Annotated in this window: 11 protein-coding genes; 7 read left to right on the top strand and 4 right to left on the bottom strand. The window is 73.0% G+C overall.

What is annotated here, in order from left to right:
- Positions 1-27 precede the first annotated feature (27 nt).
- Together AB0H52_RS11645 and AB0H52_RS11640 are read right to left on the bottom strand one after the other, a co-directional pair.
- A complete protein-coding gene (locus AB0H52_RS11645; RefSeq protein WP_151492204.1) occupies positions 28-2,868 on the bottom strand; it encodes an adenylate/guanylate cyclase domain-containing protein in 2,841 nt (946 codons plus the stop codon).
- Between the two features lie 152 nt (positions 2,869-3,020).
- Entirely contained in the window at positions 3,021-3,239 is a 219-nt protein-coding gene (locus tag AB0H52_RS11640) for a zinc ribbon domain-containing protein (protein ID WP_151492205.1), read from the bottom strand.
- 55 nt (positions 3,240-3,294) lie between these two features.
- Between AB0H52_RS11640 and AB0H52_RS11635 the strand changes: the two genes are divergently transcribed.
- The 5 genes from AB0H52_RS11635 to AB0H52_RS11615 all read left to right on the top strand — a co-directional run bounded on the left by AB0H52_RS11635 (position 3,295) and on the right by AB0H52_RS11615 (position 10,775).
- The gene (locus AB0H52_RS11635; protein ID WP_357946831.1) at positions 3,295-4,608 is read left to right on the top strand and encodes a lytic transglycosylase domain-containing protein; all 1,314 of its coding nucleotides are present in this window, start codon (positions 3,295-3,297) and stop codon (positions 4,606-4,608) included.
- Between the two features lie 72 nt (positions 4,609-4,680).
- Positions 4,681-5,697, top strand: a complete 1,017-nt coding sequence (locus AB0H52_RS11630) for a GNAT family N-acetyltransferase (RefSeq protein WP_357946829.1) — start codon at positions 4,681-4,683, stop codon at positions 5,695-5,697.
- 93 nt (positions 5,698-5,790) lie between these two features.
- Positions 5,791-9,069 carry a lamin tail domain-containing protein gene (locus AB0H52_RS11625; protein WP_151490886.1) on the top strand — a complete coding sequence of 1,093 codons (3,279 nt, stop codon included), beginning with the start codon at positions 5,791-5,793 and terminating at the stop codon, positions 9,067-9,069.
- A 192-nt stretch (positions 9,070-9,261) separates the two neighbouring features.
- Positions 9,262-9,831: a sigma-70 family RNA polymerase sigma factor gene (locus AB0H52_RS11620; RefSeq protein WP_151490885.1), complete on the top strand. Its 570-nt coding sequence runs from the start codon at positions 9,262-9,264 to the stop codon at positions 9,829-9,831.
- A gap of 17 nt (positions 9,832-9,848) precedes the next feature.
- Positions 9,849-10,775, top strand: coding sequence for a CU044_5270 family protein (locus AB0H52_RS11615; protein WP_192580338.1), 927 nt, complete (start codon positions 9,849-9,851; stop codon positions 10,773-10,775).
- A gap of 41 nt (positions 10,776-10,816) precedes the next feature.
- Here the strand turns inward: AB0H52_RS11615 and AB0H52_RS11610 are convergent, their stop codons facing one another.
- A complete protein-coding gene (locus AB0H52_RS11610) occupies positions 10,817-11,164 on the bottom strand; it encodes a MerR family transcriptional regulator (RefSeq protein WP_151490882.1) in 348 nt (115 codons plus the stop codon).
- Between the two features lie 57 nt (positions 11,165-11,221).
- Between AB0H52_RS11610 and AB0H52_RS11605 the strand changes: the two genes are divergently transcribed.
- Positions 11,222-11,797, top strand: a complete 576-nt coding sequence (locus AB0H52_RS11605) for an NAD(P)H-dependent oxidoreductase (protein WP_151490881.1) — start codon at positions 11,222-11,224, stop codon at positions 11,795-11,797.
- A 9-nt stretch (positions 11,798-11,806) separates the two neighbouring features.
- Positions 11,807-13,285 carry a DHA2 family efflux MFS transporter permease subunit gene (locus AB0H52_RS11600; protein ID WP_357946771.1) on the top strand — a complete coding sequence of 493 codons (1,479 nt, stop codon included), beginning with the start codon at positions 11,807-11,809 and terminating at the stop codon, positions 13,283-13,285.
- A 55-nt stretch (positions 13,286-13,340) separates the two neighbouring features.
- Here AB0H52_RS11600 and hemB read toward each other — a convergent pair whose 3' ends face one another.
- Positions 13,341-14,324: a porphobilinogen synthase gene (gene hemB / locus AB0H52_RS11595; protein ID WP_151490879.1), complete on the bottom strand. Its 984-nt coding sequence runs from the start codon at positions 14,322-14,324 to the stop codon at positions 13,341-13,343.
- Positions 14,325-14,346: the final 22 nt, after the last annotated feature.

The raw sequence follows: 14,346 nt of genomic DNA, 5'->3' as shown, positions 1-14,346 counted from the left end.
CCACCACAACTCCATGATCGACCCGAGCTAGGCGCGTTCGGTTCTTGTTGCTGGGTGGCGGTCGGGGTCGGCGGGCTGGCGGGGGGTCGGTTGGGACAGGCCCGTGCTGAAGCGGGTCGAATCCGCCGCCAGATCCGGGTGTTCCACGTCCAGGGCCAGCGCGGCGGCCTCGTCCAGCCCCAACTCCGCACCCTCGCCGTACGCGTCGTCGAAGGCCGCGTCGCCCAGCGCCGCACGCAGCTCCGCCTGCTGATCGGCCCAGTAGCCGCCGTAGATGCCGGGCGTCGACCGCATGCTGGCCCGGGTGGCCTGCGCCGCTCCGAACAGTCGAGCGGCGGTCAGCCGTTCCCCGCCGGCCGCGCAACGCACCGCGATCGCGTTCAACGTGTCGCACGCCCGGCCGTGATAACCGTGGCCCATCCGGGAACGCAACGCCACCAGCAGATGCTCGTGCGCCGCGATCACGTCACCCCGGGCCAGCGCGACCATCCCGAGCAGCATGTCCACCGACCGTCGACCCCGCTCCACCGGCCGGGCCGCCTCCACCGGACGCACCGCCCCCAACAGGTCCGCGGCCTCCTCCAACGCGCCCCGCCGCCACAGCAGCTCGGCCAGGCTGAACACCGCGAACAACGCCTCGCCGACCACGTCCTGCCCGTGCGCCCAGTCGATGACCTCCCGGCACACCCGCTCGGCCTCGGCGAACTGGCCCATGTCGACCAGCGGCGCCGCGCGACCGGCGAGCACCCGTGCCAGCAGCCCGGCGTCGCCGGCCTGCCGGGCGGCGGCCTCCGCCCGCTGGGAGAAGCGCAGCTCCTCGGCGAACTCGCCGTCCGCGCCGGCGTGCAGCGAGTGCATGTGGTACGCCGCCGCCAGCTCCGCCTCCGGAATCCGCTCACCCGTCTCGGCGATCCGCCCGTACAGCCGGAACAGCCACAGCCGCCCCTCCCGGGCCAGCCCGCGCTCCCGCCACCACTGGTCCAGCCCTCCGGCCAGACCCAGGCCGGCGCGGGCACTGCCACCAGTGGCACACCAGCGCAACGCGGCCCGCAGCTCACCGGCGAGCGGGTCGAGGGCGTACAGCGACAGCGTCACCGGCCGCCCGTCGGTGCCCAGATGCGCCCGCTCCAGCGCGTGCGCAGACCAGGCCACGTGCCGGTCCCGGGCAGCCTGCTCCTCGCCGGCCTCGGCCAGCCGCCGTGCCGCGTACGCCCGGATCGGATCGAGCATCCGGTACGTGCTGCCGGCGGCGCGCGGCTCGGCCAGCACCATCGACTTGTCCACCAGCACCGACAGTGGATCCAGCGGGTCGTCACCCAGCAGCCACTCCACCGTCGCCAGATCCACCGGGCCGGCGAAGACCGCCAACCACCGCAGCAGTCGGGCGGCTCGCGGCCCCAACGTCCGGTACGACCAGGTGACGGTGGCCTGCATGGTCAGGTGCCGCTCGGTGGCCGAACGCTGCACCGCCCTGCTCGCCGGCGTCGGCGGCGACGCCCCGGCCGCCGCCGCCACGAGGTCCACCGTGTCCTGCTGGTTGCCGGACCAACCCCGCTCCACCGGCGGCGGATCCGGATCCTCCCGACCGGCGTCCAACGTGCCGAGCACGTCGTCCAGCCGCTCGGCGAGCTGACCGACGGAGAGCACCCGCAGCCGGGCCGCCGCCAGCTCGATGGCGAGCGGCAACCCGTCGAGCCGCTGCACCACCCGGCGCAGGTCGGCCGACTCGGCCGCCTCCGGTCGCCGGCCGCCACGCGCCGCCGTCGTACGGTCCAGCAGAAGCGCCACCGCGTCGCTCTCCGCGCCGTCGGTCTGCGGGTCCACCGAGAGCGGCGGAATCCGCCACACCACCTCACCGGGCAGGCTGAACGACTCTCGGCTCGTCGCCAGCACCCGCACGCCCCCGCCACCGGAGAGCAGCCGCGCGATGACCTCCGCGCACGCCGCCGGCTGCGTGTCGCAGGTATCGAGCACGACCAGCATCCGACGGCTGGCCGCGTACTCGACAAGCGTGTCCAGCATCGGACGGCCCGGCTCGGGTCTCAGCCCGAGCACGGCGGCGATGGCGAACGCCACCAACCCCGGGTCGGTCACCGAGGCGATGTCGACGAACCACACCCCGTCCGGGTACGCCTCGACCACGCCGCAGGCCAGCTCCACCGCGAGTCGGGTCTTGCCCGCGCCACCGGCGCCCAGCACCGTGACGAGGCGGTGCTGCTCCACCAGCAGGCCGAGCTCGACGCGCTCGGTCTGCCGTCCGACGAACGAGGTCACCTGCGTGGGCAGGTTGTGCGCCACCGCGTCGGCCGTGCGCGGTCGGGGGAACTGCCGCTCCAGGCCGGGCGCGAGGAGTTGGAACAGCCGTTCCCGGTCGTCGAAGCCGCGCAGCCGGTGCAGGCCCAGGTCGAGCAGCGTGGCACCGGAGGGCAGCGGGTCGGCCCGCCGCGCCGTGGACGCCGAACAGAGCACCTGCCCGCCGTGCGCCGCGGCGGCCACCCGGGCCGCCCGGTGCACCTCGGGGCTGGCGTACTCCCCGTCGCGCGGCTCGGCGTAGCCGGTGTGCAGGCCCATCCGCACCCGGGGCGCCGCCTCCGGGGTGGGCCAGTCGTGGCTCGCCAACGCCCGCTGGGCGATCAGGCAGGCGGTCATCGCCGCCGTCGCGTCGTCGAAGGCCAGGAAGAACGAGTCGCCCTCGGTCAACAGTTCGGCGCCACCGGTGCCGGCGAGCGTCCGGCGCAGCAGGCGACGGTGCTCGGCGAGCACCGGGCGGTAGTCCGAGCCGAGCAGTTGGGCCAGCCGGGTCGAGCCCTCGATGTCGGTGAACACGAAGGTCACCCAACCGCTCGGGAGCTGGATCCGTGGCGACATGCGTGGAACCTCCGCCCGTGACGTCGGGTTCATGCTGCCTGAGTCCGAGCGGTCACGCATCGTGAGAACGGCCGGGCAGGTGCCGCCTCAAAGTGCCACTCGGACCCGCTCCCGGCAAGGGCAGCCCGCCAGGCGGCAGCGAATCAAACGGATCAGCAACCGCAGGCGCCGCCGCAGCAGCCGCCCCCGGCCGGGGCCGCACCACCGAACGGGCCGCCCGCGCCCCGACCGGTGACCGCGACCGCGGAAAGAAGCTTGACCGTGTCGGCGTGTCCCTGCGGGCAGGTCGCCGGCTCGCCGGCCGCCGCCATCGGACGGTTGACCTCGAAGGTGTCACCGCAGGCGCGGCAACGGAACTCGTACCGGGGCATGGCATCCAGGGTACGTGGACCTGACGCTCGGCGGGGCATGGGTAATACTCGACGGGTGGTGGACGGCGAGGACAAGATGCGTGTGCGACCGCTCCGACCGTCCGCACCATTGGACGGTCCGCTGGACGACTCGGGGGCCGCGCCGGATCCGGCGCCCCGGGCAGTGCCCCGCCCCCGCCGCCCCTGGCTGAGCGACAGCACCCCCGACGCGACAGCCGACGCCCCGACAGCCGACGCGAGCAGCGGTGACGCGAAGGCGGCCGACGCGCCGCAGAGCAAGGACGCGCCGCAGAGCGAGACCGCCACGGTCGACGTCACGAAGGCCGAGACCCCGAAGGCCGCGGCCGACGCCACGGTGGCCGACCTCGCGGTGGCCACTGTGGACGGAAAGCCGGTCCCGCTGGTCGCCGACGCGGGGCGGCGGCGCCGGGTGCCGTTCGCGCACGCCCACGCCGTACGACTGCCGCCGCCCCGCCAGGCGGCGACGACCGCCGCCCGGGCCACCCGGGCCTGGGCCCGCCGGCCCAGTGGTCGACTCACCCTGCCCGGCGTGTTCCTGCTGGCCCTGGTGGCCGCGACCGCCGCGGCGGGCGCGCTGCTCGTGCCGGCGACCATCCGCGCGTCCCGATCGGTCGCCGCCGATTCGTCCGCGACGCCGCCACCGGCCGTTCCGCCGGCCGGTCTGCCCACCGCCGCCCTGCCCAGTGGCGGGGTGCCGACCGGTGGGCTGCCGACGGGCGGGGTTCCGACCGGCGGGTTCCCGACCGGGCCGGCCCTTCCGCCGGCGATCGGTGGCCGACCGTCGGACGCCCTGGCCGGCTGGGCACAGCAGGTCGGCGCCAAGGTCGGTGTACCGCCGGCCGCCATGCAGGCGTACGGCTACGCCGAGCTGGTACTCGCCCAGACCAACCGCAGCTGCGCGTTGAGCTGGACGACCCTCGCCGCGATCGGCCAGGTCGAATCCGGGCACGGCTCGGCCAACGGCGCCCGCCTGGGGCAGGACGGCAAGGCCCTACCGAAGATCATCGGGCTGCCGCTGGACGGCAAGGACAGCCGGATGCGGATCATCGACACCGACCGTGGGCTGCTCGACGGGGACGCCACCCTCGACCGCGCCATCGGGCCGATGCAATTCATCCCGACCACGTGGCAGGAGATCGGCGCGGACGCGGACAACGACGGCGTCAAGGACCCGCACGACCTGGACGACGCCGCCCTGGCGGCCGGGAACTACCTGTGCAAGGGCGGCCGCAACCTGAGCATCCCGGGCGACTGGTGGAACGCGATCCTGTCGTACAACGACGTGCGCCGGTACGCCCAGGACGTCTACGACACCGCAAATCGGTACGGACGGGCCAGCCGCCCGTGAAGTGATCGTCTGCATACATCAGAGAATTGGACACTTCCCCCGGGCAGCTGTTAGCGGCAAGCTAGACGGGTGATGGTGCGCGAGTGGGACCCCAGGACCGCGTCGTCCGCCGAGATCGCGTCGCTGCTGGACACGCTGAACGCGGTTCTTGCGGCCGATCTGCCGCAGGACCCTTCGTGGCGGGAGAACTCCCTGCGGGAGTACCTCGCCGAGGTGATGCCCGGCGAGCGGCGGATCTCCTGGGTCGCCCAGGCCGACCCGAGCGCCGCCGGTGACCCGGGCGCGATCCTCGGCCAGGTCCATGTGCTGCTCCTCGGCGACATCGGCGTGCTCGAGGTGCTGGTGCACCCCTCGGTGCGACGTTCCGGGCTCGGCCGTGACCTGGTGCTACGTGCCGCCCGCCGGGTCTACCAGGAGGGCTTCCGGTCGATCGGGGTCGAGGTCGTCGGCGACACGCCGGCGATGGGCTTCTACGAGTCACTCGGCTTCACCCGGGAGTACGTGGAGACGCGCAGCGTCCTTGACCTGTCCGGGGTCGACTGGGCCGAGCTGGCCGAGATGTCCACCGGCGTCGGGGCGGGTTACCACCTGGAGTTCTTCCCCGGCGGGCCACCGGACGACCTGATCGAGGCGTACGCGCGGGCCAAGGCCGAGGTGCGTGACGTCGACGACGGCGAGTTGCGTCCCAGCTCGTACGACCCGCAGCGGCTGCGGGACAGCCTGGACACCCTGCACCGGCGGGGCATGAAGCCGTACATCGTGCTGGCCCGGCACGAGCAGAGCGGTGAGGTCGCCGGCCTGACCGAGGTGGTGGTGCCGGCGCAGCACCCGACCCGCGCCGACCAGTACGACACGATCGTCGCGCAGGACCACCGAGGCTACGGCATCGACCGGGCGATCAAGGCCCGGATGCTGTTGGAGCTGCGGTCGTCCGAGCCGGAGCTGGTCGAGGTGCAGACCTGGAACGCGCAGGCCAACGAGGCGATGTTGAAGGTCAACGCCGAGCTGGGTTACCGGCCCGACCGGGACTGGTGCGAATACAGCGTCGACGTCGCCGAGTTGGTGCACCGCCTCGATCCGCCGCGCTGAGGGAATTCACGAAACTGTCCGATGGGGGATGGACGATGGACAGTCGGGCACCTTAACGTGCGTTGACCCCCGTCCACCCATCGTGGAGGCCCTATGCGCCCGCGCCGCTCAACAGCCGCGCTCGCGACCGCCACCGTCGCCGTGACCCTCACGGCGCTCGCCGTCGCACCCACCGCGGCCAGCGCCGCGCCCACCGATCTGTTCATCTCGGAGTACGTCGAGGGTTCGTCGAACAACAAGGCGATCGAGCTGTTCAACGGCACCGGCGCCGCCGTCGACCTGACCGGCGGCGGTTACCAGTTGCAGCTCTACTTCAACGGTTCCACCACGGCCACCACGATCGCGTTGACCGGGAGCGTGGCCGCCGGCGACGTGTTCGTGTTCGCCAGCGCGTCGGCCGGTGCCGCCGTCCTCGCCCAGGCCGACCAGACCACCGGCGCGAGCCTGTTCAACGGTGACGACGCGATCGTGCTGCGCCGGGGCACCACCGTGCTCGACTCGATCGGCCAGGTGGGTGTCGACCCGGGCACCGAGTGGGGTGCCGGCGAGACCAGCACCGCGGACAACACCCTGCGCCGGCTGCCGAGCGTGACCACCGGTGACACCGACCCGTCGGACGCGTTCGACCCCGCCCCGCAGTGGGCCGGCTTCCCCGTCGACACCTTCGACGGGCTGGGCGCGCACACCGTGGACGGTGGCGGCCCGGTCGACGTACCGGCCACGCTCACCTGTGGCGGCCCGCTGGTCACCGCGGCGGGCACGGCCGCGTCCCGAGAGGTCACCGCCACCGATCCGGACGACACTATCGCCGACCTGGCGGTGACCGCGGTCAGCCCGACCCCGGCCGCCGGCTCGATCACCCGTACCGCGGTCACTCCCGCCGACGGGGTGGGCGGCACCGCCCGCGCCACGGTCGGCGCGAGCGCCGACCTCGCCGCCGGCGCGTACACCGTGACGGTGACCGCGACCGATGCCGACGGCGGCACCGCGAGCTGCGCGCTGGCCGTGCAGGTGACCCGGGAGCTGACCGTCGGCGAGGTGCAGGGCCCGACCACCGACGCCGAGTCCGGCGCCGCCGACCGGTCGCCGCTCGCACCGGCGAGCGGCAACGGCACGAGCAGCACGCTGTACGACGTTCGTGGCGTGATCACCCAGCTGACGCTGGCCCGTACGGCGGCCGGGGCGGAGCAGAACGGGTTCTTCCTGCAGAGCCGCAGCGGCGACACCGACGAAGACCCGACCAGCTCCGACGGCATCTTCGTCTTCATGGGCGCGTTCACCTCGTTGATCGGCGGCTACGTGCCGACGGTCGGCGACGAGGTCGTGCTGCGGGCCCGGGTGTCGGAGTACTACAACCTCACCCAGCTCTCCGGTGCCTCGCTGGTCCGTCGGATCGCCACCGGCCTGGCCGTGGACACGACCGTCGCGGTGATCGACGCGGTGCCGCCGGTCGAGCTGACCGACGCGCAGCGCTGGTGGGAGCGGCACGAGGGCACCCGCCTGCGGGTTCGCTCGGGTAGCGGCGCGGTGAGCGGCCGGGACGTGTTCTCGTCCACCGCCGACGCGGAGCTGTGGGTCGTCGACCGGGACGACCCGCTGCTGGACCGCGCCGACCCGTACGCCCGGCGGGTCTTCCGGGACTCGCACCCGCTGGACAACGACCCGACCCGGCGCTTCGACGACGGCAACGGGCAGCGCGTGCTGCTCGGCAGCATGGGCGTGAAGGCCACCGCCGGGGACAGCACCGCGCTTCTCCCGCCGGCGCACACCTTCGACACGCTGCGCGCCGACGCGGTGGGCGGCGTCTACTACTCGTTCGAAAAGTACGGCGTGCAGGTCGAGCGGGCCGAGTTCGACGCCGGGGCCGACCCGTCGAAGAACAACCCGCCGAAGCCGGCCGACCGCTCGCAGGAGGTCGCGGTCGCGACGTACAACGTGGAGAACCTGTACGACTACCGCGACGATCCATTCGACGGCTGCGACTTCACCGGCAACGCCGGCTGCCCGGGTGTCGACCCGCCGTTCGACTACGTGCCGTCCAGCGAGGCGGACTACCGCGAGCACCTCACGTCGCTCGCCGACCAGATCGCCAAGGACCTGCACGCTCCGGATCTGATCCTGGTGCAGGAGGCGGAGGACCAGGACATCTGCACGGTCTCCGGTGCGGCGCTGGCCTGCGGCGACACCAACAACGCCGACGGCGCTCCGGACAGCATCCAGGAGTTGGCTCTCGCGGTGGCGGCGGCCGGCGGGCCGGCGTACGCCGCGGCCTATGACCGGACCGGCGCGGACGCCCGCGGGATCACCGCCGCGTTCCTGTACCGCACCGACCGGTTGTCGTTGGCGGCCGCGACGGCGGACGACCCGCTGCTGGGCTCGACGCCGACCGTGCAGTACCGCGCTGCGGGGCTGCCGGGCAACGCCGATGTGCAGAACCCGAAGGCCCTCAACGCGGTGCTGCCATCGGATGTGGACACCTCGACGGGCCGGGACGGCAACAACGTCTTCACCCGCGCTCCGCAGCTGGGCAAGTTCACCGTGGCCGCGGCACCCGGCTCGGCCGAGCGGCTCACCCTGTACGCGCTGAGCAACCACTACTCCTCCGGCCCGGACAGCCGGATCGGGCAGCGACGGGAGCAGGCGGCGTACGGCGCGGCGATCGTCACCGCGATCGAGGCGGCCGACCAGAACGCCCGGGTGGTGTACGGCGGCGACCTGAACGTGTTCCCCCGCCCGGACGATCCGATCGCGACGGGCAGCGCGCCCACTCCGTCGGATCAGCTCGCCCCGCTCTACGAGGCGGGCCTGCACAACCTGTGGGACAACCTGGTGGCGGACGTGCCGGCGTCGGCCTATTCGTACAGCTTCGAGGGGCAGGCGCAGACGCTCGACCACCTGTTCGTCAACGACGCGCTCTACGGCGACCTGGTGCAGGTGCGGGCGGCCCACATCAACGCGGACTGGCCGGCGGAGTTCACCGGTGACGGGTCGCGCGGGTCCAGCGACCACGATCCGCAGGTGGCTCGCTTCCGGTCGCGGGCGTCGTTGACCGTCGCCGACGCGACGGTGGTCGAGGGCGACCAGGGCAACCGGCAGCTCACGTTCACCGCAACCGTGTCCCGGCCGCTGTCCCAGCCGGTGCTGCTGTGCGCCACCACCGTTGGTATCACCGCGCAGGCGGGTTCGGACTTCGAGCCGTACGCCGGTTGCAAGGTGCTGCCCGCCGGGCAGACGTCGGTCGCCTTCCCGGTGACCGTGCGCGGTGACCGGAAGCGGGAGGCGAACGAGAGGCTGACCCTGCTGGTGGCCGGCGTGCCCGGCCTGAGGCTGGCCGACCCCCTGGCCACCGGCACGATCACGAACGACGACTGAGATCCCGCGCGTGAGCGCGTGATCCCTCTCGTGAGCGCATGATCGCGCTCGATCCAGGATGTAGTGGCCTCCGCCGGTCGGGAGGCCACTACATCCATGTTGGGGCACGATCTCGCCGAGGACATCGATGTAACGTCACGGTCCCGCCGGACCAATGAAGGGGTGTAAGGACGGCCAACGAGAGGACGGCCTGTGAGCAACCCGAGCCCCGACGGCGATGATCTCGCCGCCATTGGTAGGGACCCAGCGGCGTTCGAGCAGTTCTACCGGCGGCACGTCGAGACGATCAGCCGGTTCGTCGCCCGCCGCGTCGACGACCCGCACACGGCCGCGGACCTCACCGCCGAGGTGTTCCTCGCGGTGATCGACTCCGCCAACGGTTACCGGGCGGACCGGGGCAGCGAGTTGGCCTGGCTCTTCGGCGTGGCCCGCAACGTCATCGCGGCGGAGCATCGCCGGGCGACCCGACTCCTGCGGGCGACCGGACGGGTCGCGGGACGGCGCCTGCTGGACGCCGACGACATCGCCCGGATCGAGGAGCGCATCGATGCGGAGTCGCTGGCCCGCCGCACCTACCGGGCGCTCGGCGGCCTACCGGAGCGCACGCGCGCCCTGCTGGAACTTGTCGCCGTCGACGGGCTGTCCGTGGCGGACGCGGCCGACGCGCTCGGGATCTCCCCGGTGGCCGCCCGGGTCCGGGTGCACCGGGCCCGCCGGGCGGTACGCCTCGCGCTCGCGCAGTCCGAATCCGCGCTCGTCTGATCGGAGGGAAGATCACCATGAGCCGTACCCCGCAACTGGGCAACTTCGAGGAACGACTTCTCACCGAGCTGAAGGAACACGTCGCCACCCGGGGCGTCGAGGCGGCCCCGACCGCCGTCGGGGCGACCCGGCGAGGCTCACGGTGGCGTACACCGGGCTGGCGGCTGGCCGGGGTCGGCGGGCTGGTCGCCCTGCTGACCGTCGCCGGGTTGGCGGTCCAGACGACGGGCGACGCTCCACCGACGGCGAGCGCGGCCGAGATCCTGACCGAGGCCGCGGACACGGCGCGGCAGCAGCCCGACCTGACGGCGCGCCCGGGCCAGTTCCTCTTCGTCGAGCTGCGGGTCAGCCACCGGGAGCTGCCGATGTCCGGCGCGTACACCGAGGAGCGACTCCAGCGTTGGGTGCCGGTCGGTGACGATCGGACCTGGCAGCAGCGGCGGCGGCTGGAGAGCCGCCCGGACGAGTGGCGGACCGACGATGTGTCCCACCTGGCTCCGCCGCCCGGCTACTTCCAGGGCCTGCCCACCGACCCGGAGCGGATGGTCCGGTACCTCCGGGACCACCCGATCCCCCTGGATCTGCCCGCCGGCGCCGACCTGGAGGCCATCAGGAACGACCCGCAGACGGTCTTCACGGACGGGAGTTGGATGCTTGAGGGCTACGTGCCACCGCAGTCGCTCGGCGCGCTGTTCCAGGCGATGGCCCAGGTGCCCGGGGCCACGGTGGTGCCCGGCGACGTGCGGGACGCTGCCGGCCGGCGAGGGGTGGCGTTGCGGACCCCGGGGAGGATCGGCGGGCACAACGACCTGATCTTCGACCGGGAGACCCACGTCTACCTGGGCACGCGCCGGGTTCTGATCCGCGACGGCAAGCAGTCGCTGTATTCGAGCACCGCCGTCATGCGGTTGGCCGTCGTCGATCGGCTGGGACAAACGCCCTGACCGAGCGGTTGGCCGGTGACGCACGTCGGCTGGGGGCGTGATCAGAGTTCGCAGAGGCGGCGGCCGGAGCGGATGTCGTCCAGTGCCGCGTGCAGTTCGCGAATGCGCCGCTCGGCCTCGGCGGTCAGCCGATCGTGCAGACCCTGCCAATCGGCCGGCTCGGGGTTGGGCGGCAGGGTGGCGAGCAGGTCACGGATGTCGTTGACGGTCAGGCCGACGCGCTGGGCCACTCGCGCCACCCTGATCCGACACGCCGCGTCGGGGTCGAAGCGCCGCTGGTTGCCGCCGGTGCGGGCCGCCGCGATCAGGCCCTGCCGCTCGTAGAACCGTACGGCGGAGCCGCTGACCCCGCTCTCCCTCGCCACCTCGCCGACCGTCAACGTGCCCATCGCCACTCCCCCGCCGCCATTGACTTCACCATTAGTTCAAGTCCTAGCGTCCAGAGCATGACACCGCAAGAGAACAATGCACCGCCGAGCATCGCCGTACTCGTCGGGAGCGTCCGTCAATCTCGGGTGGGCCGCTCGATCGCGGACTGGTTCGTCGCCCACGCGGCCCGGCGCAACGGGCTCGACCTGGACCTCGTCGACCTCGCCGAGGTGGCGCTGCCATTCGCCGACACCCCGCCGGGCGGCAATTCGGCCAGCCCGATCAGTGGTCGGTTGGCCGCCGCCGACGCGTTCGTGGTCGTGACGCCCGAGTACAACCACAGCTTCCCGGCCGCGCTCAAGAACGCCATCGACTGGCACTACCAGGAGTGGGTCCGCAAGCCGGTGGCCTTCGTGTCGTACGGCGCTGGTTCCGGCGGCATCCGGGCGGTCGAGCAGCTCCGGCTGGTCTTCGCCGAGGTGCAGGCCGCCACGACCCGCTCCGGGGTGGTCCTCCGGGCACCGTGGGAGCGGCTCGACGACAACGGTCGGCTGGTCGACGACGAGCCGCTGCGGCGGGCCGCCGACGCCACCCTGAGCGAGCTGACCTGGTGGGCCGAGGCGCTGCGCGTCGCCCGCCAGGTCCGGCCCTGAGCCGGGGACATGGACGCGCTCGCACGGCGGCTCGGCTGGTACCTGACCCTGGGTGGCCTGCTCGCGGTGATCGACACCACGGTCACCGTGGTGGCTCTGCCGAAGCTGGTCGACGACCTCGACACCGACCTCACCACGATCGGCTGGGTCACCAGCGGCTACGCGCTCGCCCTGGTCGCGGTGATGCCCACCGCCGCCTGGGCGATCGGCCACTTCGGCGCCCGCCGCACCTACCTGTCCGCGCTGGTGCTGTTCACCGTCGGGTCCGTGCTGGCCGGGGCCGCCTGGAACGTCGAGTCGCTGATCGCGTTCCGGGTGCTCCAGGGGCTGGGTGGTGGGCTGCTCAACCCGGTCGGGATGGCCGTCGCGCTCGCCGCGGTCCCGGCGGGGCGACGAGGACGGATGATGAGCCTGCTCGGCCTGCCGGTCCTGGTCGGGCCGCTGATCGGGCCGGTGCTGGGTGGGCTGTTGCTCGATCAGGCGTCCTGGCGATGGATCTTCTGGATCAACCTGCCGGTGGGGCTGTTGGCGGTGTTGCTCGGCCGGTCGGTGCTGCCGGCCGCCGACCCGCGACGTCCGTCGGTCCGGCTGGACGTCGTCGGTCTGCTGCTGCTCTGCCCCGGCCTGGCGCTGGCGGTGTACGGGCTCAGCGTCACCGGCGAGCGGGGCGGAGTTGTCAGCGCATCGGTGCTGCTGCCGCTCGCGCTGGGCGCCACGCTGGTCGTGATCTTCGCCTGGCGGGCCGGCCGGATTCGGCAGCCCCTGCTGCGCGTGGCCGTCCTGCGAGCCCCGGGGATGGCCGGAGGTGCCGCGACGGTGGCGCTCTTCGCCGCCGGATACTTCGGCTCGTTCCTGATCATCCCGGCCTACGTGCAGGTGGTACGCGGCGACTCGGCCACCCTGGCCGGCGTGATCGGCATTCCGCAGGCGCTGACCACCGGACTGATGCTCCAGGTCGCGACCCGGCTCGTCGACCGCGTCTCGGCGCAGCGGGTGGTCGGGCTCGGCATCGCCGCCGCGGTGGCCGGCACGGTGGCCCGGGTGCTCGTGCTCGACGCCGACACGTCGTACCCGCTGCTGGCCACGCTGGGTGCGGTCATCGGCCTGGGCATGGGCGCCACCCTGATGCCGACGATGACCGCGGCCAGCCGGTCGCTCCCGCCCGAAGATCTGCCGTCCGGCTCCACGCTGCTCACCACGGTGTCGCACACCTCTGTCGCGGCCGGCACGGCGCTCATCGCCGCCGTCCTGTCCTGGCTGACGGATCGGCTGGCCCCCAGCCTGGGCGGCGGGGGCATTACGGCCGCCAACCGACTCGACCCGGCCAGCCGGCTCGGCCTCGCACCGGAACTGGCGCAAGCCACCCGGCTCACGCTCGCGGTGTCGGCCGTGCTGTTGGCGCTCGCCTGGCTGACCAGCCGGCGACTTCCGGGCGCCGCGCCGGATACGAACGAGGCGGCCACCCCGGCGGCGGCCACAGCTCAGTAGTAGACGTCGACCGGTGGCGGGGGTGGCACGTGGCGATACTGCGCCACCCGCACGATCAGTAGCGCTGGCGCAGCAGGCCGGCGGCCTCGACGGCCCAATAGGTGAGGATGATCTGGGCACCAGCCCGCTTGATCGAGGTGAGCGTCTCCAGCATCACCCGCTCGCGGTCGATCCAGCCGTTCGCGGCGGCCGCCTCGACCATCGCGTACTCCCCGGAGACCTGGTAGGCGGCGACCGGGACGTCCACCGCGGCCCGCACCGCCGACACCACGTCCAGGTACGGCAGCGCCGGCTTGACCATCACCAGGTCGGCGCCCTCGGCGACGTCGAGCGCCACCTCGCGCAGCGATTCGCGCAGGTTGGCCGGGTCCTGCTGGTAGGCGCGCCGGTCGCCCTCGAGCGCCGACTCCACCGCCTCCCGGAACGGGCCGAAGAAGGCCGAGGCGTACTTCACGGCGTACGCCAGCACGGCGACGTCCTGGTGTCCGGCCGCGTCGAGCGCCCGGCGCACCACGCCCACCTGGCCGTCCATCATCCCGGACGGCCCGACCATGTGAACCCCGGCGGCGGCCTGGGCCACCGCCATCTCGGCGTACGCGGCCAGGGTGGCGTCGTTGTCCACCCCGCCGTCGGCGGTGAGCACGCCGCAGTGCCCGTGCGAGGTGAACTCGTCCAGGCACAGGTCGCTCATCACGACCGTGCCGTCGCCCACCTCGGACACCACGTCGCGGATGGCGACGTTCAGGATGCCGTTCGGGTCGATGCCGCCGGACCCGGTCGGGTCGCGCCGCTCGGGAACCCCGAAGAGCATAATCCCGCCCACGCCGGCCTGGACCGCCTCGGCGGCCGCCTTGCGCAGGGAGTCCCGGGAGTGCTGGAGCACTCCCGGGAGCGACGCGATGGCCCGCGGCTCGGTGAGCCCTTCCTTGACGAACATCGGCACGACCAGCTCGGCCGGGTCGACCCGGGTCTCGGACACCAGCCGGCGGATCGCCGGGGTGCGGCGCAGGCGACGGGGCCGGATCTCGGGGTACGACATGGAAGGGCCCTCCTGAAGACGA

Origin of the sequence: Micromonospora sp. NPDC050695, from assembly GCF_040654415.1 — a bacterium.
In the GTDB taxonomy this organism is placed as follows: Bacteria; Actinomycetota; Actinomycetes; order Mycobacteriales; family Micromonosporaceae; genus Micromonospora.
Note: the sequence above shows the minus strand (reverse complement) of the source record. Positions and strands in the feature narration are given on the sequence as shown.

Excerpts from the sequence above, each read along its gene's own strand:
- AB0H52_RS11645 (WP_151492204.1), bottom strand. The coding sequence starts at position 2,868 with ATGTCGCCACGGATCCAGCTCCCGAGCGGTTGGGTGACCTTCGTGTTC.
- AB0H52_RS11640 (WP_151492205.1), bottom strand. The coding sequence starts at position 3,239 with ATGCCCCGGTACGAGTTCCGTTGCCGCGCCTGCGGTGACACCTTCGAG.
- AB0H52_RS11630 (WP_357946829.1), top strand. The coding sequence starts at position 4,681 with ATGGTGCGCGAGTGGGACCCCAGGACCGCGTCGTCCGCCGAGATCGCG.
- AB0H52_RS11625 (WP_151490886.1), top strand. The coding sequence starts at position 5,791 with ATGCGCCCGCGCCGCTCAACAGCCGCGCTCGCGACCGCCACCGTCGCC.
- AB0H52_RS11615 (WP_192580338.1), top strand. The coding sequence starts at position 9,849 with ATGAGCCGTACCCCGCAACTGGGCAACTTCGAGGAACGACTTCTCACC.
- AB0H52_RS11610 (WP_151490882.1), bottom strand. The coding sequence starts at position 11,164 with ATGGGCACGTTGACGGTCGGCGAGGTGGCGAGGGAGAGCGGGGTCAGC.
- AB0H52_RS11605 (WP_151490881.1), top strand. The coding sequence starts at position 11,222 with ATGACACCGCAAGAGAACAATGCACCGCCGAGCATCGCCGTACTCGTC.
- AB0H52_RS11600 (WP_357946771.1), top strand. The coding sequence starts at position 11,807 with ATGGACGCGCTCGCACGGCGGCTCGGCTGGTACCTGACCCTGGGTGGC.
- hemB (WP_151490879.1), bottom strand. The coding sequence starts at position 14,324 with ATGTCGTACCCCGAGATCCGGCCCCGTCGCCTGCGCCGCACCCCGGCG.